This window comes from Gorillibacterium timonense, from assembly GCF_001457415.1.
In the GTDB taxonomy this organism is placed as follows: domain Bacteria; phylum Bacillota; class Bacilli; order Paenibacillales; family NBRC-103111; genus Gorillibacterium; species Gorillibacterium timonense.
The window spans coordinates 1,992,351-2,012,975 of sequence record NZ_LN881724.1; the positions used below are offsets into that span (position 1 = coordinate 1,992,351).

The window sequence follows — 20,625 nt, forward strand, 5'->3', positions numbered from 1 at the left end:
CTGCTCTTGTCGTTATCTCTTACGTTTGTCAGATATCCAATTTGCGGTTAGAAAGAGACTTAACCATTTCAGGATCGCGATGGGAGAAGAAGAGACTCTGCTTCGTATCTAATACAGTAATCAAGTCCATATCTTCCTGGCTCAGTTCAAAGTCGAAGATAGTAAAGTTTTCAACCATTCGCTCTTTACGGATAGACTTGGGAATCACGACAACATCTCTTTGAATCAACCAGCGCAGAACGACCTGAGCAACAGATTTATTATACTTTTCAGCTATGGCAGTCAACAGTTCATTCTGGAACAGGTTATTTTTCCCTTCAGCAAATGGCGCCCAGGACTCGATCTGGACCTTGTTCTCCTTCATGAAGGCAGCACTTTCAATTTGTTGATTGAACGGATGCGTTTCAATCTGGTTTACGGCAGGAACAACATCGTTGTGAATAATGAAATCAATCAAACGATCCATATGAAAATTACTTACTCCAATTGCCCGGATTTTACCTTCCCGATACAACTCCTCCATCGCGCGCCAAGAGCCATATACATCACCAAACGGCTGATGGATTAAATACAAATCTAGATAATCCAATTGTAGCCGGTTTAGTGATTTTTCAACCGCTCTTTTGGTTTTCTCATAACCTGTATCCTGAACCCAAAGCTTCGTAGTGATAAATAACTCATCCCTTGCTACACCGCCACGTTTAATTGCTCTGCCGACGGCTTCTTCATTTAAATAGGATGCAGCTGTATCAATCAGCCGATAACCTGTAGATATCGCGTTATACACGCTTTGTTCACACTGACTTTGATCGGCAATTTGAAACACACCAAAACCAAGTACTGGCATCTCCACACCGTTGTTTAAGATTACTTTTCGCACAGCAAACCCTCCATATGTTTTGATCTATTGTTTCTCAAATGCTGAATATCTATCCACCACATGCTTATTATGATCCAGATGATAGGAGAATCGGTATATCATTCATGCCGTATACTTGCCTAATTCTCCTAAGTGATGTCCGGGCTATCCGTGAGACTCTGCGGGAAGAAGAGGCTATGGCTAAATCAAGTTCGGCGATCATGCGTTCGACTTGAACGCGATAGGTCGGTAAAAGCAGATCGTTACGAGTCTTGAGCTTTCGGGAGCGCATTCCGATGTTCGTGAACTGCCGCAACTAAAATGTATGCGTTCCGATCACGGAGCCAGAAGCCGTAATAATGGCTTCGAGTTCATTGCGAAGTAGATTTCGTTGATCCATGAAAATCGAACCTCAAAACTGGAAGTAACAAATGGGGGCAAAGGTTCCAAAAACGGCCTGATCCCAAAATGTCTGAGATCAGGTCGCGAGAAAGCCGTATACACATATGTATAAAATACGGGTTTTGCGAACATGTATAGTCGAATCGCTGCGACTATGACTCATATATCAACTTCATGCTTCTTCCTTAAACTAACGAATTTGCGCTCAGTTCTTCTGCTTTTTTAATGAAATATAATTGTATGTCATCTTATCATTCTCAAATTGGATGCAATCATTCGCCTGAGTGAAAAACACTCCAGGTTCATGGCCGATTAACTCTTGATTGTTGCAATATAATTTTCCGTTTCGAGGATACACAGCCAGCTTCCAAGAACCGCCATTGTAGGCGGCTTCATATATTCCGACATATTGGACATCTGCTTCATTAAGAGGCTTACAATCTTCAAGCCCTAGATCTTGCATTTCAAAAATGTCAGTCCACGTATTCCGAACCATGCTAAGCTGAATGTTTGGATGATTCACAGAGTTGGTTAAAGATACAGCGCCCAAGCCGCTCTCGGGCAAAATATCTTGTGTTGCATAAAAGCCAAAACCGCCACCATTATGGTTAAGCAGCGGCCTTTTCTTCCATAAGCCGATCTCCATTCCAAGATGATAGGTCCATGAATCGGATATTGGATACTCGTTGTACATGGACCGAAGGATCTCGTTGTTCATGATTTTCCGGCCATTATATTCACCTTGATTAAGGAAGCATGTTACAAAATGAGCCATATCGTTAACGCAGGAATACATCCCTCCCGCTCCCAGCATCGATATGGGATGTTTCGGCAAGGAAGTCTTGTCGTGACCAAACGCACTATCCATATGTACAAGAAATTCGCTTTGGCTAAAGGTGCTGCTGGTCATCTCAAGGGGAATAAATACTTTTTCCTTCATGTATTCGTCAAACGGCATATCATAAATCTTTTCCAATGCATAGGCAACAAGGTCAATGCCCAGATTTGAATAAGAATATTGTTCATCCGGCTTAAATCGCAGATAAGTATTGTTGATGCTGCTAATATGTTCATCAAATGCACCATAAACAAAGTTATTACCAACGGGTGCCTCATGAGCCAGACCGGATCGGTGCTTCAGCAGATGACGAAATGTAATCTCCGATGAATAATCTTGCCCGTCTTTACTCTTTACTGCAAAGGCTGGAACATGTTTCTTTAAAGCATCATCCAATGATACTTTACCGTCTTGAATAGCCAACATAAACCCAAACGCCGTATACGTTTTTGATATTGATTGCACACTGAATTGCGTGTTTGGCGTGATCGGCGATCCTTTCGTCAAATCACAATAACCATAAGCATCCGAAAATATAATTTCCTCGTTCCTTACAAAAGCGATGGATAATCCAGGTAAGTTGTGCTCATCCATTAACAACGGAATAGCCGTTTTTAACTGTTCAAAGTAGTTGGGGCACTGCACGACAAGGTCCTCCTCTGCACCTGGATCTAGTTATCTTTTAGTTTACGAATCAAAGCTAGAATTCGGTTATTCTTTGTTTCTTCCTTCTTTGCAAGTTCAATATAATTGATCTGTTCTCGCTTCATGTAATCAGGTTGACTTTGAAATGTATCCAGAATATCGTGATCTTCAAGGTTTCTACACAAAGTTCGAAGTTTTATATTACTTCACGCTGTTGTGCAGTGATCCATTCTATTTAAATGTATTGTTGAATCCATTCCTTGATTTGAATTGCAACCTCACTAACGTCATGATTAGCCGTGTCGACTATCGGCATTGGCGGTTTGTAAGCTTTATCAGCATTTTCAATCAACCATTTGGCGAAACTTAGATGTTCTTGAATCATTTCTTCGGACCAATTTCTTTGCCGTAATCGTAATTCTCTCGTTTCATCATCACAATGAAGATTCAGATAATAAACATGTTTAAAACTATGATAATCCACACACTCTTCAAGATCCCACGGCATCAAAGTTCCGCAAATGATGGTCATTCGTCCGCTAGAAGCAATATTTCGTGCAACTCGAAGCCAAATATTCCTCATCTTCTCCCAATCAAACCCAATGAATTCGATTAGGTTATCATACTCGAAAATATCAAATTCAGGCATGATTCTCCTTAGTTCGCTAATGACAAATGATTTTCCGGATCCGCTGGCTCCTGTCACAATAAATAACGGCAACTTCTTCTCCATTCGTTATCTCCCTGAAATCGTATTAGATGAAATTATTATGACGAGTATCTTCTCATCTGCATTCGTCATTTAGCCACTGCTCTAGTTCAGTCACCATACTCGCATATCGTTTTATGGAATCGATTGTTGCGATAACTTGTTCTGTTCCCACCTGCTGTTCATTCTCGTCTGTGCATTCGATTCGTAAGGACCGCTTTAAGCTATATTCCAGCCAACCTAATTTCCCCATAAACCCATTCTCTACTACCGTCTTCCAATCCGCTTGAACGGGTCCTTGCTTCTTTTTATATCCCGATAGAAAAGCGGAAAGTCTCATTTTGTCTAAGCTGCCTGTTTCATCTTCTGACCAATAGATAGCGGTTTCAAGTAAGTCTTGCATTGGATTTATAGATCCGGCTGCTTCCCAGTCAATGAGTATAGGATTGTTTTGGTTCCACATCACATTCTTAGAATCTAAATCTCGATGGCTGATAACGGTGTTTGACCCAAGCAGCAGTCCAGCATGAATCGCTTTCCTATTCCAATCGTAAAGCTGTTCGATTGTTTCTTGCATCGAACTAGCCCACTCCGAATGATTCGCTAGCCCTTGTTGCAAATAAGAATTCCAATCGGTTGGCTGCGCTTCAACAAGAAGTTCATCTTTCGTATTTGCCAGATCTGTGAAATCCGTCCTATGGATATCCGCTAGAAGATCACCCATGATTTCGCAGTGAACCGTAGTGATTTCATTGGGTTTCAGACTTCTCCCCTCTACCCAATCGAACACGAGAAAATATTGATGGTCTACCTGCTGCACAGCTGTATTGTTAAATCGTTTTGCGGGATGTGCTGAGACGTTTTTTGCTGCAGCAGCTGCAATGTTTTCGGAATGGATAAAGTTATGCATAGCTGTTGGCCTACACATGATTTGAGGATTTAACGCTTTTATGGCATATTTCCCTTGAGTTGTTTGGATAGCAAACATTTTATGCAAGAGGCCGCCGGTTAACGCTACTGGCGCACCAACCAGCTCGCCAAGCTCTACCATCATGCATAGTTTTTCAAAATTCAATTGGTAGGATAAGTTACTCAAGTTATACCCTTCTTTCATCCTGATTCCATGAAGTCGCTTCAAATCTAACAGTAGAGCTCTTGGCCACAACGTGTCAATGAAGGTTACGGTTATAATCATTTTTTCCATCATTATGAAAACTGTTTGATATCGACTTTCACTAGTTAACATAACATTTGTTATGTCTACATTTTAATCCTGCTTTCTCTCTCCCCCCTGATGGAGGTATAATAAAGCATTCCACGACACTCATCACACTAAAGGAGTCACTCTTCCCGCCATGAATCTGACCGCATTTTTCCTCGGATTTATTCTTGTATTGAATATGCTCTTTGCTCTTGTCGTCATCTTCCAGGAGCGTAAGGACGCAGGCTCCACATGGGCGTGGCTGCTCGTCTTGTATTTTATCCCGATCTTAGGGTTTGTGTTGTATGCTTTGTTCGCTCAAAACTTCCGCAGGGTTCCCCTCTTCCATTGGGACAGCCGGCAAAAGCTTATGCTCGAGGAAGCCGTTGTCGCTCAATTGGATGAAATTCGCACCGGCGATTATCGGTTCCATAACCCCTCCTCGTTCCATAATCGGGACCTCATCTACATGTTCTTGAACAATAACCATGCCATTTTATCGGAAACGAACAAGATCGACCTGTTTACAGACGGGCATGACAAATTCGATCAGCTATTTAAGGACATTAACAATGCGACCGAATACATTCATGTTCAATATTATATCTTCCAGAAGGACTGGCTCGGGGAAAAGCTGATCGATCTGCTCACCCAGAAAGCCAGGGAAGGCGTATGTGTCCGGGTGCTGTACGATGAACTCGGTTCACGCCGCTTGAATAAAGCGTTTTTCCGTGAGTTTCGGGAAGCGGGCGGACAAGCCCAAGCCTTCTTCCCATCCAAATTGCGTTTGATCAACACCCGGCTGAATTACCGAAATCACCGAAAGCTCGTCATTCTGGACGGACGGATCGGCTATGTCGGCGGGTTCAATGTCGGCGAAGAATACTTGGGGCTTGATCCGAAATTCGGCTATTGGCGCGATACTCATCTTCGTATTCAAGGTCCTTCGGTTTTCTTCATGCATTGCCGGTTCATGCTGGACTGGAATCAAGCGGCGCCGTCTCGGACATTCAATTTCTTTCCGCAGCTGCTTCCAGGCCAGCTTGAGCAAGGGAGCGCCGGAGTCCAGATTGTTACCAGCGGTCCCGATTCGGTCTGGGAGGTGATCAAGGACGGGTATATCAAGATGATCTCGTCTGCGAAGCGCTCCATCTACATTCAAACGCCGTATTTCATTCCGGATGCCAGCATGATGGATGCCCTGCGCATCGCGGCTCTATCGGGTCTGGACGTGACGCTGATGATCCCCGACAAACCGGATCATCCCTTTGTGCATTGGGCGACGCTCTCCTATGTCGGAGAGATGCTCAAAGCGGGAGCGCGCGTCTATCTGTACGAGAATGGCTTCATTCATGCGAAAACCCTTGTCGTCGACGAGGAAGTGGCTTCGGTTGGGACAGCTAACATCGATGTCCGCAGCTTCCGCCTCAATTTTGAGGTCAATGCGTTCGTATATGACGAGGAATTATCGAAGAAGCTCATCCGCAGCTTTCAGGAGGATATCGAGATGTCCCGCCTGCTCACGCTGGACCAATATATCCACCGTCCGAAATGGGTCAAAATCAAGGAATCGGTCAGCCGCCTACTCTCCCCCATTCTCTAAGCTTTCCCTAGTCAAAGATCGAACGGCGAGTCAGCAAAAACAGATCATTGACAGCATAAGTCCAGGTTGAGGTCGATTGCTTCGGCCCATCCCGCTCCGGATCGAATGCGGACGTCGGGCGCAATCGTTGCAGATACTGGACGGTTTGATCTTCGACGCGACCGGGCAGATCCGTAAACGAACGGATCAGATTCACGTTGAATTCATCAAGTGGATTGCGGTTGCTGATGCTGCTCAAATGGACGCTTTCCTTCAAGTAATTCATATAGTCAAGGTGATCGGTCCACACCTTGTCCATATAATGAAGAGCGGCGATTTTTTCGATTTTGCGCAGGGTATCTTCACCTAGAATCGAAAGCAGCCGTTCATAACAAGCCGGATCAAATACAGATAGAGGCGACGAGATGACACGGTCGAATAGGACGTCCTCGCGCTCCTTCCGGAAAATTCGCCGCTGTTCTTCAAGCGTATCGGAATAAGAGTTGAGATTTTTGCGCGCTTCAAACTGATGGCCGTTGGCAACCCGCTGAATGTGAGTGAGCTTTCGCTCTAATGCAGGCGTATTCACCGGTTCTGCTTGGCGAAGGCCCGTCATGTTATCGGGCAGCTCATCCTTCAGTCCATAACGTACCAGAAGATCGTCTTCCAGGGAGACCATGAACTGGGTGGTACCGGGATCACCTTGGCGCCCCGCTCTCCCGCGGAGCTGATTGTCGATCCGCAAGCTTTCATGCAGATGGGTCCCGATCACATAGAGTCCGCCAAGCGCTTTGACTTGAGCATACTCCACTTCGCGGCCTCCTCCGAGCAGGATATCTACTCCTCGTCCGGCCATATTCGTCGACACGGTTACCGCTCCGAGCTCTCCGGCTCTGGCGATGATTCCCGCTTCCTCCTTGTCGTTCCGGGCATTCAAAACCCGGCATGGAACCGCAGCCTCCTCAAGCCGAACGGCAAGCTGCTCGGACTCCTCGACACTGGCCGTACCAAGAAGAACCGGACGACCGGATCGATGAATATCGAGCACCTTCTGCACGATCGCATTCCGTTTGCTATCGGGATGTGTATAGATCAAAGGCGGCATGTCCTCACGAATGTTGGACCGATGCGGAGGAATGACGACAACATCAAGCGAGTAAGTTTCCTTGAACTCATCGGCCGAGGTCAAGGCCGTTCCGGTCATCCCCGCCATACTCGGATACAGGCTGAGATAATGCTGCAGAGGAATCGTTCCGAGCACCTGCCCCCGGGTCTGTGGCTCCAGCCCTTCCTTGGCTTCCACGGCAGCTTGCAGCCCGTCCGGCCAACGCCGATTCTCAGCAACCCGACCGGTTGCAGAATCCACCTGCTCGGCCCTTCCCTCCCGTACGATATAATCCACATCTCGGACAAGAAGAACTTTGGCGTGCAAAGCACAATTGAGGCCCGTCAGCTCAGCTAGATGCTCCGAAGCGTATAGACTCTCAATGCCAAGTAGCCGCTCTGCTTTCTGGGCACCCTCATCCGTCAGAAAAACATTCCGTTTGAACTCATCCGTATCATAATCCGCATCGGCTTCAAGCTGGGCAGCGATCGCGGCCATTCGTGCGGAAGGGTTGGCTTCCGCAGGTTTTTCGCCGGCAATAACAAGCGGAACTCGGGCTTCATCGATCAGGATGGAATCCGCTTCATCCACGAGCACGAAATGCAAGGCCCGGTGCAGCAGATCTTCTGGCTTGCGAGCAAGTCCGTCACGCAGGTAATCAAATCCGGCTTCCTTGGCCGTCACATACGTCACGTCGGCTGAATAGGCGGTACGGCGTGACTCCGGGCTCATATCCGCTTGGACGCTCGAGACGGTAAGACCGAGCGCGGCATAAACCGGACTCATCCAACGGGCATCCCGCTCCGCCAAGTAATCATTGAAGGTGAAGACGTGAACTCCTTGTCCGCATAAAGCATGAAGGTACACAGCGAAGACTGCGGCAAGCGTTTTACCTTCACCCGTCTGCATTTCCGCCAGCTTGCGGTCAGCAAGCGCGGCTCCTGCCAGCAGCTGTGTATCAAAGGGGACTAACCCGAGCTTTCGCTCAGACACTTCCGCTACGAGCGCAAATGCTGGAACGAGCAGCTCTTGTGTGGTCTCTCCGGCATTTGCCCGCTCCCGAAGCTCTAGCGACTGTCGGAGCAGATCCGCATCGGAATATCCAGAATAATCCAAACGGCGAACTTCTGACAACGTCTTGATATAAGCTTTCAAGCGATGGTTGCGTATCGACTGATCGATTCGCTCGCTCAGTTTCCCGAATATAGGCATCGAAAAGTTCCTTTCTACAAGCAAGATGGGCGATCTACACCTAGTACGCAGCAGACGGACAACCCGTTGCGCATCTGAGCGTGTTTGCAAACACGCTCTATCAAAAAACGGCATGCGCTCGGCGCATGCCGTTTATTTCATCAGCTTCTGAATGGTGATCAGGAGCTCATCAATGACTTCCTTGTCTCCCTCCTGCAGCCTCTCGGTGACACAGGATTTCATGTGCCCCTCGAGCAGCAGCTTGCCGACGCCGGAGAGTGCGGATTGAATGGCGCTGATCTGATTCAGGACATCGTCGCAGTAGGTGTCTTTTTCGATCATGCCCTTGATCCCACGCACTTGTCCCTCAATCCGGTTCAACCGGGTGACGAGATTCGCTTTCAGCTTGTCGCTATGATGGCTCTTCCTCGTTCCAACGGCATCCGGTTCATGCGAACAAGCTTCGCAGCCGGTTACTTCCATCGATTCCATACCAAACGAACTCCTTTCTCCAGGATGCAGGAGGAGAAGAGGATCTGCTCTCCCCTCCAGGCACCTCGGTTCCATTCCCTTACCCTACCACATCGTAGCCTTGGTCTTCAATGGCCGATTTCAGGGCGTCCACGGTTACTTGATTTTCTTCGTAATCGACCGAAACCTTCTTCTCGGCCAGCTCGACCTTCACCTTATCGACTCCGCTCAGCTTACCAAGAGCCTTCTCTACGGCTTGAACACAATGATTGCAGGACATGCCTTCCACATTCAATACGACTTGTGCCATGATCGTCACTTCTCCTTTTCATTTCAACATGAATTTATGCAAACCCTCAGTGAGGAGGAATGCCTGAACTTGCTGCTTACAGCTTAACCCGCTTCAGCCGGAGAGCATTCATCACAACCGATACCGAGCTGAATGCCATCGCCGCCCCGGCGATCCAGGGAGCCAAGAGACCGGCAGCCGCAACAGGGATACCGACGGAATTGTAAAAGAACGCCCAAAACAAGTTTTGCCGGATGTTGCGCATGGTCTTGCGGCTGAGCTCAATGGCATCGACGATGCTCGCGAGATCGCCGCGCATCAGGGTGATGTCGGCGGCTTCAATGGCCACATCCGTTCCGGTGCCGATCGCCATGCCGACATCCGCCAAGGCGAGCGCAGGCGCGTCGTTGATGCCGTCGCCGACCATCGCAACCTTAGCTCCCCGGTCCTTCAGTTTCTTCACTTCTCCCGCTTTGTCTTGCGGCAGAACCTCCGCCAGCACCTCGGTTATCCCGACCTGGCGGGCAATGGCTTCCGCCGTTCGCCGGTTGTCCCCGGTAATCATCAGAACCTGAAGCCCGAGCTTCTGCAAGCGGCGAATAGCATCGGCCGATCCTTCCTTCACGGTATCCGCTACCGCGATGAGACCGGCAGCTTGCCCGTCGACGCCGATGAGCATGGCCGTTTTCCCTTCGGATTCTAGGCGTTCCATGGTACCCTCCAGGCTTCCGATGTCCATCCCTTCCTGCTGGAACAGCTTGCGGGTTCCCATGTGAACCTGACGGCCGCTAACCGCCGCCACCAGGCCATAGCCGGGAATGGCTTCGAAGGAATCTGGATGGCTGAGGGTCAAGCCTCGGGCTTCCGCTCCCTTGACGATCGCTTCCGCCAGAGGATGCTCAGAGCCCTTCTCCGCGCTGGCTGCCAAGGTGAGCAGGTCGTTCTCGTCCCACTCTCCGATAACCTGCAAATCCGTTAGCTCTGGTTTGCCCTTGGTGATCGTGCCGGTTTTGTCGAGAATGATCGCGGTCAGCCGGTGGGCTGCTTCGAGATGCTCGCCGCCTTTGATGAGTATACCATGCTCCGCTCCCTTGCCTGTTCCGACCATGATGGAAGTAGGCGTCGCAAGTCCGAGTGCACAGGGGCAGGCGATCACCAATACAGCGATGCCGTTCTCGAAGGCACGGGTGAAGTTGCCCGGATCGAAGACAAAGAACCAAAGTGCGAACACGAGGACTGCAGCTCCAACCACGACCGGAACGAAGATGCCGGAGATTCGGTCGGCGAGCCGTTGAATTGGAGCCTTGGAGCCTTGGGCTTCCTCGACGATCCGGATGATCTGGGCGAGCGCCGTCTCTTTGCCGATCTTGCCCGCTTCCATGATCAATGAACCGTTCTTGTTTATCGTCGCGCCGATGAGCGCATCGCCAGTTTTTTTGTCCACCGGAAGGCTTTCCCCGGTCAGCATCGATTCATCGACAGCAGACGCGCCTTCAAGAACGACCCCGTCGACGGGAATCTTCTCACCGGGACGCACCCGGATGCGATCCCCCACCTTCACTTCATCTACGGGAATGAGCAAATCCTGGCCATCTCGAATGACAGTTGCGTTCTTCGGAGCCAGTCCCATCAGTTTCTTGATCGCTTCTGAGGTACGGCCTTTGGCGAGCGATTCAAACCATTTGCCGAGCAGAATCAGCGTCACGAGGATAACACTCACTTCGAAATACAGCTGCGGCATCTCCATGTGATGGCCGGAGGCTTCCTGTGCATAACGGATCGTTTCGATCACGCTGTAGAGATAGGCGGCCGAGGTGCCGAGAGAGACGAGCACATCCATGTTCGCGCTGCCGTTCTTGAGCGCCTTATAAGCGCTGCGGTAGAATGGCCAGCCGATAACGAATTGCACCGGAGTGGCGATCGCGAATTGGAACCAGGGATTGGTGAACAGCTCCGGAACGTACAACCCGAGTCCGAAGTGAGCGAACATCGCCCACAGCAGCGGAATGGACAATACCGCCGAGATACCGAAACGGAGCTTGAGCATCCGCAGATGACGATCCTTCTCTTCCTTTTGCCCATCCTCCGACACATGGGGCTTGGCTCCATACCCAATCGTTTCAATCTTAGCGATCAGCTCCGGCACGGTAACCTGTGTCTGATTATAATGGATCGTCGCTCTCTCCATAGCCAGGTTCACGTTCGCTTCTACGCCTGGAAGCTTGTTCAGCACCTTCTCGATCCTTGCGGAGCAAGCGGCGCAGGTCATTCCAGTGATATCGAGCTCTGCCTTATCCCGGCGAATCCCGTAACCCAGATCCGCAACTTTATGCTCGATCACGTCCTGAGTGACAGAGACGGAATCGTAGACCACTGAAGCTTTCTCGGTTGCCAGATTCACATTCGCTTCAACGACACCGGGAAGCTTGGAGATTCCCTTCTCGATGCGAGAAGCACAAGCGGCGCAGGTCATACCGGTAATCGAGAACGTCAAATGCTCATTAGCTTTCGTATGATTTTCGTTCATTTACTATACCCCCCTACCCTATGTCATCACTATATCACCAATGAGAAACATTTTCAAGCTATGCTTTCCACATCTATACAAAAAAACTCCAGCCGCCGCGACGAGCGACTGCTGGAGTCCAATCTGACACTTGTTAGATTTTGAATCGGCTGAGGGTGAGCTGAAGCTGCTCGGCAAGGGAAGCGAGCGCCATCGACGAGCTGGCGATTTCCTGCATGGCGGCCAGCTGTTCCTCGCAAGAAGCCGATACTTGCTGAGTCGCTTCGGTGGCTTGATCTGCCGCGTTGTTCACATCCGACATCATGGCCGCCAAATCCTTGGTGCTATCATTCACCGTCTGGACCGATGAGGCTGCTCCCTTCAGCTTGTCCGTCACATCCGTTACCTTGGCAAGAATGGAACCCAGCGCTTCGTTGATCCGTTCCGTCTTCTCCGTACCCGCAATGACAGCCTCACGGTCAGCTGTAATCCATTCCTTGGCTTGCGCGGTGTCGGTCAGAATGACCTCGACCAGCTCGGCCACCTGCTGTGCAGAAGCCGCCGATTGCTCGGCAAGCTTACGGATTTCCGTTGCAACGACCGCGAATCCTCGCCCGCTCTCGCCAGCGCGGGAGGCTTCGATCGCGGCGTTAAGCGCGAGAAGGTTGGTCTGCTTGGACAGATTGGTCATGATCTGGGCGATTCCCCCGATCTCGCCGGAGCGCTCCGCAAGCTTGCCAATGGAGGCGTACGTCTGATCCGTAGACTTCATCACTTCCCGCATCTGCTCGAGCACCTCGCGGCCTTCATCGAATCCGATATTCGCTTCCTTTGCGGTCTGAATCATTCCCTGAACGGCAACCACGGATAGCTCGGACATGGAGCGCAATTCGCCGGTTATCTCTTCAAGCGTGTCTGAGGTCCGTTTCACCAGCTGCATCTGCTGCTCCGCACTATCCGCTAAATTCTCGGTGAGCGAACCGACATGCTCCGTCGAAGCGCTCGTTTGCTCGGCAATCGCAGAAAGCTCCTCAGAGGACGCGGCGACCTGATGGGAAACGTCGCTGATGTTGGTGACGATCGTTTTCAAATCCTCGTTCATCTGATTCACGCTGTGCGACAAGCTGTCGATCTCATCCCGATGTCCGGCTGCGACAGAAGGGGAGGTCAAATCCCCAGCCGTAACCAACGACAGCTTGGTCTCGATTCTCTCCAGCTTCTTCTTGATTCTAAAGGAGTACAAGGCCGTCACAAGGAGGGCGATCAGAACAACAACCAGCTCGATAAGAAGAGTCAGCTTCAAGGGCTCTTTCCAGGAGTCTTCGAGGTTTTTCTTAAGCTCCGGATCTCCGAGAAACATCATGCCGACGATTTTTCCGTCCTTGGTCTTTACGGGTTCATAAGCGGAATACATAATCGTTCCCGCCACATTGGCGTTTCCGTAATAAGGCTTGCCTTCCTGAAGAACCTGTTTGGCAATCTCGGCATCTGCTTGGGTGCCGGTTCTCCGATTTCCTTGATCGTCCTTAACGGAAGTGGCAATGCGCGTATCGTTTAAAAAGAGAGTAGCTAGATTCCCGCTTGATTCAGAAATAAAATCCATGATCTCATTGTTATCGTTAAGGGTTACGCCGCCTTTGAGGAGCTGATTGTCCTTCACTTCCCAATCGCCTTGGTATTTCAGATCAAACATAGCTCTTTCCATGGCGATCAATTCGCTCATAGAAATTTTCGCGTCTGACTTCATTCGGTTGGTCTCCCGCTGTACAACGACGCCTCCCATGAACAATACGGCTAACAATACCAGTACAAGCACGATGACAAACACTTGCCAGCCGATCCCGAATCGCTTTCTCGCTTTTTCTTTCATTTCTTTTCCCCCGTCTCAGGCTCCCCAATTATCGCCATTTCTCATGGTTGGCAAAACTCATTATAAAGCATAAAGAGATCGTAATCGACAATCATTTTCATGATTCAGCGGAGGATATTGCTTCCAACGAAAAGGCGATTAATAGCCCCTGGATAAATCGACGATATTGGGGAGAAGCTTCCCTTCCTCGCGGAGCTTAAGTGTGGAAAGGAAGCATTCCGCGCCTTCCCCTGGCGGTGTAACGGCAGAGATGTGTGGGGTGATCATCACTCCAGGGTGCGTCCAGAGCGGGGACTCTTGCGGCAGTGGCTCGGTAACCGTCACATCCAACACGGCCGTATGGAGCTGCTTCCGATCGAGCGCATCAAGCAGATCCGTTTCTACCACCGTTTTCCCTCTGCCGACATTGATGAAACCCGCTTGGTCCAATGAAGCGAATATTTCACGGTTGAAGAACCGTTCTGTTTCATCGGTAAGTGGCAGGGTGCTGATCACCCAGTCGGCTCGCTTTAACACCTGTTTGCATGCATCGGTTTTGGTTACGGTGACGAAGGGGGCTTTCGCTTCCCCAGATCGGGAGACTCCATCCACATGCATCCCCAGATCCGACAGCATCTGCGCCACCTCGGTACCGATGACGCCTGTCCCGAACACGACGACACGTTTGCCGCGAATCGTCTCCGGCAACTCTTCGCGGCCGCCCCAACGTGCTTTCTGCTGCAATTCATGGAAGGTAGCATGGCGTTGGTAATGACGGAGCAGATGACCCAGACAGTACTCGCTGATCATCCTTCCGAAGGAGCAGATCGTTCGGGTGAGCAGGATGTCTTCGGGCCATTCGCGGTCCTTTACGAAGAAATCGACCCCCGCGCTTAAGGTGTGGACCCAGCGAACATTCCCGAACCCCGCCTTCTCGGGGAACCGGCTTCCGACATACGTATCCGCCCATTCCATGTCCTCGGGAGTCACCTCGGTCGCTTTTTGCAGGCGAAGCTCCTTGCCCATGGTACGGAGGGCTTCCTCCAGCTCCGGTGTCGATGTGCCTGTGTACAGAATTCGTTTGATGGTCATCGGGATATCTCCTCTCCGCTGTCTAGGTTGTGATAAACGGGTTCCTGTTTGCCTCGTTGGGAATGCCGGTACAGTCCCGCGTAGTAACCGTTTAAGGCTAACAAAGCTTTGTGCGTGCCGGACTCGGCAATTCGGCCGTCCCGCATGACGGCGATGCGGTCCGCCTTCTGAATGGTGGACAAGCGGTGGGCGATGACCAGCGTCGTTCTCCCGACGGATACGACTCCAAGCGCTTGCTGGATCATCTTCTCGGTATGAGAATCCAGGTTCGCTGTGGCCTCGTCCAGAATGAGAATACGTGGCTTGAAGACGACGATGCGGGCGAAGCTGATCAACTGCCGCTCACCTGCCGATAACCCGCTTCCTCTCTCGGATAACAGAGTGTCGTACCCATGCTTTAAGCGGCTGATCCAACGGTCAGCCCCGACAAGCCGGCAAGCCTCCTCGGCTTCTTCACGAGCGATATCCGGCCGGAACAGCCGGACGTTGTCGATGATCGAGCCAGAGAACAAGAACGGCTCCTGTTGGACGAGACCGACAAACCGGTGCAGGTCCGTTTGCGGAAGCATGCGGATATCGGTGCCGTCGATCCGGACGCTGCCCGATGTGACATCATAGAAGCGGGTCAGCAGACCGACGAGGGAGCTTTTACCGGCTCCTGTCTCCCCAACGATTCCGACGAATTCTCCCGGATCGAGATGGAGATCCAAGCCGTGAAGCACCTCGGTGCCAGGCTGATAGGAGAAATGAATGGCATCGAAGTCGATTCGGCCCTTCATGCCATCTTCCTCAATCCGAACCGCCGATTCCGCTGCGGGTTCTTGGACATCGGGCTCGCGGGAGAAGATGGCCCATAGCCTTTCGACAGACACAAAGGTGGACTGCAGCGTGTTCCACTGCTGAGTGATGCTGTTGATCGGCTGAAAGAACTGGCGGATATAAGCGATGAAGGCATACAGGACGCCAAATTCCAGCCGCTGCTTCAAAACCGCCTCTCCCCCCGCCCAAACGACGAAAGCGACGGTCAGGTTACCGAGCACATCGAAGGAGCGGTTGAACAGCACGGTCGACCTCACTTCCTTCAGGGTTGCCCGCCGATAGAGGTGGTTATGCTCGCGGAAGCGGTCCGTCTGTTCTTTTTCCTGATGGAAGGTCTGAATCAATCCCATGCCCGCAAGATTCTCCGCGAGAAAAGCGATCAGCCTGGAGAGCCGGGAACGCGACGCTTTATACGATTCGCGCAGCATGCGGCGGAATAGAATCGTGATACATAGGATAATCGGAAATAACAGCAAGCAATACAGAGCAAGCTGCGCATCGAGTGCGAACATGAATCCGACGATGAGAAAGAGCGACAGTCCATCCTTCACGAGACTTTGCAGGACACCGGTAAAAAATTGGTTAATCGTCTCGGTGTCGCTCGATTCGTTGGTTACGAGCGAACCGCTCGGATGGCGGTCAAAGAAAGCCATTGATTGGCGGGTAATATGCCGAAACAAATCGTTGCGTAACGTAGCCACAATCCCCTGGCCCGCCCGCTGCAGCAGATTGAGCTGCAGATAGGTAAAAATAAGAGCGATGATGGCAAGCAGCAGGTACAGGCCGCCGATGACGAAGATTCGGCTGATGCCGTGACTCCCGGTGAGCAGCTTCTCATCGATCACGGTCTTGATCAGATAGGGCTGCAGCAGGTCAGCCGACAGAGCGAACAGAGAGCAGAACACCACCGCCACAAAGGTTCGTTTATAGGGAGCTGCATAAGCGAGAAGCGCCCGAAACCCATCTCTTCGATTAGATTTACCCGATTTACCCGGCATCGGCATCTCCTCCTTCCTGCAGCTTATGGAGAGAGGCGTAGAAGCCGCCCATGGCGAGCAGCTCTTCATGGGTTCCCTGCTCGGTGATTTCTCCCTTGTCCAATACGACGATCAGATCCGCCTTCTTCACGGCGCTGATCCGGTGAGCGATAATCAAGGTGGTCTTTCCCGCACGCACCTTGCGCAGATTGGCGAGAATGCGTGATTCCGTGACCGCATCCACCGCGCTGACACTGTCGTCGAGAAGCAGAAGAGACGCATCCTTCAGCAGCCCCCTCGCGATGCTGGACCGCTGGCGTTGGCCGCCGGACAAGGTCATTCCCCTCTCTCCAAGACGGGTATCAAACCCTTGCGGAAAGCTTGTGATGCTCTCATAGATTTCGGCGAGCTTCGCCGCATGTTCAACTTGCTCCAGGGTGGCGGATCGGTCGTAAAAGGCGATGTTGTCCCGAATCGTCGAGCTGAACAGGAAGCCGTCCTGTGGGACATAGGCAATCCGGCCGCGAAGGCTTGCAAGCCTCACATCGAGAATATCCCGTCCCCCGATTCGTATCGCTCCTTTGGGCGGATCATAGACGCGAAGCAGCAGCTTCACCAGCGTTGATTTACCGCTCCCTGTCTTGCCTACGATCCCAAGCGTCTGACCGGGCTTTAAGGAGATCGAGATGTTTCTTAACGCCGGTTGCGTCGCTTCGGGATAAGTAAAGGTGAGCCCGTGGATATCGAGACTTGAATCGTGCAAGGGCAGGTCGACCGCATGTTCCGCATCCCGGATATCCGGCTTCATGGCCAGAAGCTGGTCGATCCGGTCGAGCGAGGCGCGTGAGCGTTGTAGGATGTTGAACACATTGCCGATCTGCTGTAGCGGGGTCACAATCATCTTCATATAGAAGGTCAGTTCGACGAAACGCCCGAGGGAGATCGCTCCGTTCGCAGCCAAGTATCCGCCGTAGGCGATCGCAATGGCAAGCGAGATCCCACCAGCAAAAGGAATCAACGCCTGAAATAACGAGGACGCTTGAACAAGCCGAAGCTGCTTCTCCCGTATCGCCTCCACCTTTTGGCCGAACCGATCCCAGGCGATGCCTTCTACCGCAAACGTCTTCGTAACGCGAATTCCGCCAAAATGCTCTTCGGCTGACTCGGTCATGTCCGCAAGCGACTCCTGCACCTGTCTAGATCGTTCCCGAATCCGCGGACCAAAGAAGACGACGAGAAACGGAATGGTGAGGAGCGGCAAGGCACAGACCCCGATCAGGTATAACGGAATCCCGCTGAGCGACATCATCACCAGGACCGAAATGAGAAGAACGATCGCATTCGTCAGTTGATTAAGCCCATTCGCGATCGATTCACGAATCGTCGTCACATCATTCATGACATAGCTGAGCAGTTTGCCGATTCCGTTACGAGAGTAATAAGCCTCGCTGAGTGTAGAAAAATGAGAGAACAGCTTCTCCCGCGTGCGAAATTCAAACCATCGGCCCATCTGGTGATTGAGGTACTGGCCGATTCCGAACAGCCCTCCATAGCCGATGGCGATCGCCACCAAATAGAGGCTGTAGCGGAGGATAGCGGTTGAAGTGAGGCCATTCTGTTCCAAGGCCGTTGTAAAATCCCCGAGTACCTTCGGAAAAAACGAATACACGACATTCGCGCAAGCGAGTAACGCAAATGCACATCCATAGACGGGTAATCGGCCGAGCACATGCTTTTTCAGCAGCGCTCTACCTTCCGAGTTGCCGCTTTCCAATACGGGTTCAGCTCCTTCTCAAGTGGTTTTCTTTCTCGTATCCCTCCTTTGCAGAGTGTTGTACCGGGAATCTGATTCGAAAACACGTCATAGGCCGACAAAAAGAAAAGAAATTCTCGAGTTGAAAGAATTCCTCCGTGCCCTCTATCTTGGGTCGCAACACCCGTTCGGCTAAGCCCTTTTCCTGCTTTTTAATGCTATGCGATGATCCGAAGTCGGTTTTCAGCGGTGATTCCCGGCACTTGAAGGTTTCTTTCAGTATAGAGGACCGCCGATCATCTAACAATGACGAAATGAAAATTGACAAGGATTGTTTTCAAAATGAACGGGTTAGACAGGGCATTCATAGAAAGCAAGATGACCCCGGATTATCCCGGAGTCATCTCGAAGCAGCCAAGCCCTATTCTCAATTCCAACCCCACGGTTATCATGATCGCGAAGGTAAAGCATCATTAAACCTGCAAAAGGATCGTCGCAGCTGCGCCGTCCTGCAAAGCACTGCCAGCCGTCACTTTAACGGACAACAGATCGCATTGATTCACTTGAAGGTTGCCGGTTGCGGAACCGCAGCAATCAGGTGCCGTTATCGTGACCTTGATTCCGGTTGCAACGGAGGTTACTCCGCAATCCACGCTCCTGAAGATTTCTCCCGTGATCTCGTCGGTGTCCTCCAACTCTTCATCGCGGATGCTGAAGACCAATCCTGTAATGGTTGCTGTTTGCGGCACTACTACGGTGTTTCGGACAAAACCCTTTGATCCTCCCTGAGAGGTACCAAGTCCCAAAAAGTCATTGGGAGATACCGACTGGTCGGACCCTAAAAAAATCGCCAACAGCCCGGGCCCAGCTGGTCCTTCGGGTCCTTCAGGCCCTTCGGGTCCCTGCGCCCCTGCTGGCCCTTGTGCTCCTGCCGGTCCTTGCGCCCCAGCTGGCCCCTGCTCTCCCGCTGGCCCTTGTCCTCCCGCTGGCCCCTGCTCTCCTGCCGGTCCTCTTGGTCCAGGCGGGCCTGGAGGACATGGACATTTCCCCATCTTTAATCACGCTCCCTTTTGGATGTCCGTACAAAATATGCGATAGGAGCCTTCAGCGGAAAGAACACTTACCTACTTAACGGAAATAAGGCATCTGCCCCAATCGAGCTTGCCGCCCTTCTTTCACCCCTTCCATCTGTCCATACAGATTGATCTCAGCCTTCATAAAGTGATACAAATCCCAACCGTGCGGAAAGGTGGGTTTCTATGAGTAGGAGAAAGTATATCGGGATTATGGTTGCCACTCCCGGGCAGAGAACACAAGCCTTACAGACGTATTCTAAATACTTGCCTCCGAGTCTTCACATGTTTGCCTTTACGCCTTCCTCGATCAAGCCGAATAAAAAGGGACTGCTGGCCCTTTCCTATGCGAACAAGGAGTTTAAACAGATATGGGTTCCTCTTCCCAATGTTGTGTATAATCGCTGCTACAATTCGAAACGATCTCCCACTTCGAATGAAGACTTCAACCAGATTCCGCAGTTCAATCAAATCAATCATTTCAACAAATTAGAGACGGACCTCATGCTTCGAGATGCCCATCTATCCGATTATTTGCCTGAAACCCTTCCCTATAGCTTTGAAAACCTTACTCGTATGCTTGCCCAATACCAAGCCATTTTTTTGAAACCAACCCTCGGATACAAAGGGCGTGGCGTATACCGAATCGAGCGGAAAGCCCCTCGGGAACTTCATATTTCGCAGCATTATCATGACCCGTTCCTCATTCTTATGGACCCATCTCAGTTCGAGCTAGAAATCAACAAGCTTCTTGGATCGAACGAGTATTTGATTCAACAAGAAATATCGCTGCTCCAGTTGGACGGTAAGCAGGTTGATATTCGGGTACTCGTTCAGAAAAGCGGGTTCGGGCAATGGGGAGTGACAAATTCCGTCTGCCGAATCGCTCATGACGGCCTCTTTAATACGAGTATGTGCAGGAGCGTATCTTCTGCGGATGAAAAGCTGCAAGAGTCATTATCCAAAGAAGCCACTCCCATCCTGCTAAATAAACTCGAAGAAACTAGCTTGTTAACCGCTTCGAGTATCGAACAGCAAGGCGGGTTGCATCTCGGTGAAATTTCCGTCGATTTTGGAGTGAATTCCGATGGGGATTTCAAGATAATTGAGGTGAATGGTTTTCCGCAAAAAAACATCTATAAGCGGCAGAAGCAATCCCGATCCGTCTATCAGAATCCGATTGCTTATGCGGCATATCTGCTGTCTCACGGCCGTAACCGTTCAGTCAAGCCCTGAGCCTGAGATCATGCACCACTGGAAAGCC

16 protein-coding genes are annotated in these 20,625 nt (G+C 50.9%); 2 read left to right on the forward strand and 14 right to left on the reverse strand.

Annotated features, from left to right (window positions below; translation table 11 throughout):
* Nucleotides 1-28: 28 nt before the first annotated feature.
* From BN2684_RS21825 to BN2684_RS21840, 5 genes are all read right to left on the reverse strand, one after another.
* Nucleotides 29-880, reverse strand: coding sequence for an aldo/keto reductase (locus BN2684_RS21825; RefSeq protein WP_058304191.1), 852 nt, complete (start codon nucleotides 878-880; stop codon nucleotides 29-31).
* A gap of 586 nt (nucleotides 881-1,466) precedes the next feature.
* The gene (locus BN2684_RS21830) at nucleotides 1,467-2,744 is read right to left on the reverse strand and encodes a serine hydrolase domain-containing protein (RefSeq protein ID WP_058304192.1); all 1,278 of its coding nucleotides are present in this window, start codon (nucleotides 2,742-2,744) and stop codon (nucleotides 1,467-1,469) included.
* A gap of 26 nt (nucleotides 2,745-2,770) precedes the next feature.
* The gene (locus tag BN2684_RS25450; protein WP_082652121.1) at nucleotides 2,771-2,929 is read right to left on the reverse strand and encodes a YdeI/OmpD-associated family protein; all 159 of its coding nucleotides are present in this window, start codon (nucleotides 2,927-2,929) and stop codon (nucleotides 2,771-2,773) included.
* 50 nt (nucleotides 2,930-2,979) lie between these two features.
* Entirely contained in the window at nucleotides 2,980-3,477 is a 498-nt protein-coding gene (locus BN2684_RS21835) for an AAA family ATPase (protein ID WP_108722238.1), read from the reverse strand.
* Nucleotides 3,478-3,529: 52 nt separating this feature from the next.
* On the reverse strand, nucleotides 3,530-4,549 hold the full coding sequence (locus tag BN2684_RS21840; protein WP_058304680.1) for an aminoglycoside phosphotransferase family protein: 1,020 nt from the start codon (nucleotides 4,547-4,549) through the stop codon (nucleotides 3,530-3,532).
* 259 nt (nucleotides 4,550-4,808) lie between these two features.
* On the opposite strand from BN2684_RS21840, the gene cls reads away from it, so the two are divergent.
* Nucleotides 4,809-6,257 (forward strand): cardiolipin synthase, encoded by a 1,449-nt coding sequence (gene cls / locus BN2684_RS21845; RefSeq protein WP_058304193.1) that lies wholly within the window; start codon nucleotides 4,809-4,811, stop codon nucleotides 6,255-6,257.
* Nucleotides 6,258-6,264: 7 nt separating this feature from the next.
* On the opposite strand, the gene secA2 is transcribed toward cls, so the two are convergent.
* The 9 genes from secA2 to BN2684_RS25130 all read right to left on the reverse strand — a co-directional run bounded on the left by secA2 (nucleotide 6,265) and on the right by BN2684_RS25130 (nucleotide 19,037).
* Entirely contained in the window at nucleotides 6,265-8,553 is a 2,289-nt protein-coding gene (gene secA2 / locus BN2684_RS21850; protein ID WP_058304194.1) for an accessory Sec system translocase SecA2, read from the reverse strand.
* Nucleotides 8,554-8,685: 132 nt separating this feature from the next.
* A complete protein-coding gene (locus tag BN2684_RS21855; RefSeq protein ID WP_234340331.1) occupies nucleotides 8,686-9,015 on the reverse strand; it encodes a metal-sensitive transcriptional regulator in 330 nt (109 codons plus the stop codon).
* 88 nt (nucleotides 9,016-9,103) lie between these two features.
* Entirely contained in the window at nucleotides 9,104-9,313 is a 210-nt protein-coding gene (copZ, locus tag BN2684_RS21860; protein WP_058304196.1) for a copper chaperone CopZ, read from the reverse strand.
* A gap of 76 nt (nucleotides 9,314-9,389) precedes the next feature.
* Nucleotides 9,390-11,819, reverse strand: a complete 2,430-nt coding sequence (locus tag BN2684_RS21865; protein ID WP_058304197.1) for a heavy metal translocating P-type ATPase — start codon at nucleotides 11,817-11,819, stop codon at nucleotides 9,390-9,392.
* A 133-nt stretch (nucleotides 11,820-11,952) separates the two neighbouring features.
* Nucleotides 11,953-13,668, reverse strand: coding sequence for a methyl-accepting chemotaxis protein (locus tag BN2684_RS21870; RefSeq protein ID WP_058304198.1), 1,716 nt, complete (start codon nucleotides 13,666-13,668; stop codon nucleotides 11,953-11,955).
* 138 nt (nucleotides 13,669-13,806) lie between these two features.
* The gene (locus BN2684_RS21875) at nucleotides 13,807-14,739 is read right to left on the reverse strand and encodes a D-2-hydroxyacid dehydrogenase (RefSeq protein ID WP_058304199.1); all 933 of its coding nucleotides are present in this window, start codon (nucleotides 14,737-14,739) and stop codon (nucleotides 13,807-13,809) included.
* Nucleotides 14,736-16,556: an ABC transporter ATP-binding protein gene (locus BN2684_RS21880; RefSeq protein WP_234340299.1), complete on the reverse strand. Its 1,821-nt coding sequence runs from the start codon at nucleotides 16,554-16,556 to the stop codon at nucleotides 14,736-14,738. Before BN2684_RS21880 ends, BN2684_RS21875 begins: the two co-directional genes overlap by 4 nt.
* On the reverse strand, nucleotides 16,546-18,309 hold the full coding sequence (locus BN2684_RS21885; protein WP_058304201.1) for an ABC transporter ATP-binding protein: 1,764 nt from the start codon (nucleotides 18,307-18,309) through the stop codon (nucleotides 16,546-16,548). Before BN2684_RS21885 ends, BN2684_RS21880 begins: the two co-directional genes overlap by 11 nt.
* 452 nt (nucleotides 18,310-18,761) lie before the next feature.
* Nucleotides 18,762-19,037, reverse strand: a complete 276-nt coding sequence (locus tag BN2684_RS25130; protein WP_058304202.1) for a hypothetical protein — start codon at nucleotides 19,035-19,037, stop codon at nucleotides 18,762-18,764.
* 510 nt (nucleotides 19,038-19,547) lie between these two features.
* Between BN2684_RS25130 and BN2684_RS21900 the strand changes: the two genes are divergently transcribed.
* Nucleotides 19,548-20,597, forward strand: a complete 1,050-nt coding sequence (locus BN2684_RS21900; protein WP_082652124.1) for a YheC/YheD family endospore coat-associated protein — start codon at nucleotides 19,548-19,550, stop codon at nucleotides 20,595-20,597.
* The last annotated feature ends 28 nt before the right edge of the window (nucleotides 20,598-20,625 follow it).

Coding starts and splice junctions, on each gene's coding strand:
- BN2684_RS21835 (WP_108722238.1), bottom strand. CDS start 3,477: ATGGAGAAGAAGTTGCCGTTATTTATTGTGACAGGAGCCAGCGGATCC.
- cls (WP_058304193.1), top strand. CDS start 4,809: ATGAATCTGACCGCATTTTTCCTCGGATTTATTCTTGTATTGAATATG.
- secA2 (WP_058304194.1), bottom strand. CDS start 8,553: ATGCCTATATTCGGGAAACTGAGCGAGCGAATCGATCAGTCGATACGC.
- BN2684_RS21855 (WP_234340331.1), bottom strand. CDS start 9,015: ATGGAAGTAACCGGCTGCGAAGCTTGTTCGCATGAACCGGATGCCGTT.
- copZ (WP_058304196.1), bottom strand. CDS start 9,313: ATGGCACAAGTCGTATTGAATGTGGAAGGCATGTCCTGCAATCATTGT.
- BN2684_RS21865 (WP_058304197.1), bottom strand. CDS start 11,819: ATGAACGAAAATCATACGAAAGCTAATGAGCATTTGACGTTCTCGATT.
- BN2684_RS21870 (WP_058304198.1), bottom strand. CDS start 13,668: ATGAAAGAAAAAGCGAGAAAGCGATTCGGGATCGGCTGGCAAGTGTTT.
- BN2684_RS21875 (WP_058304199.1), bottom strand. CDS start 14,739: ATGACCATCAAACGAATTCTGTACACAGGCACATCGACACCGGAGCTG.
- BN2684_RS21880 (WP_234340299.1), bottom strand. CDS start 16,556: ATGCCGGGTAAATCGGGTAAATCTAATCGAAGAGATGGGTTTCGGGCG.
- BN2684_RS21900 (WP_082652124.1), top strand. CDS start 19,548: ATGAGTAGGAGAAAGTATATCGGGATTATGGTTGCCACTCCCGGGCAG.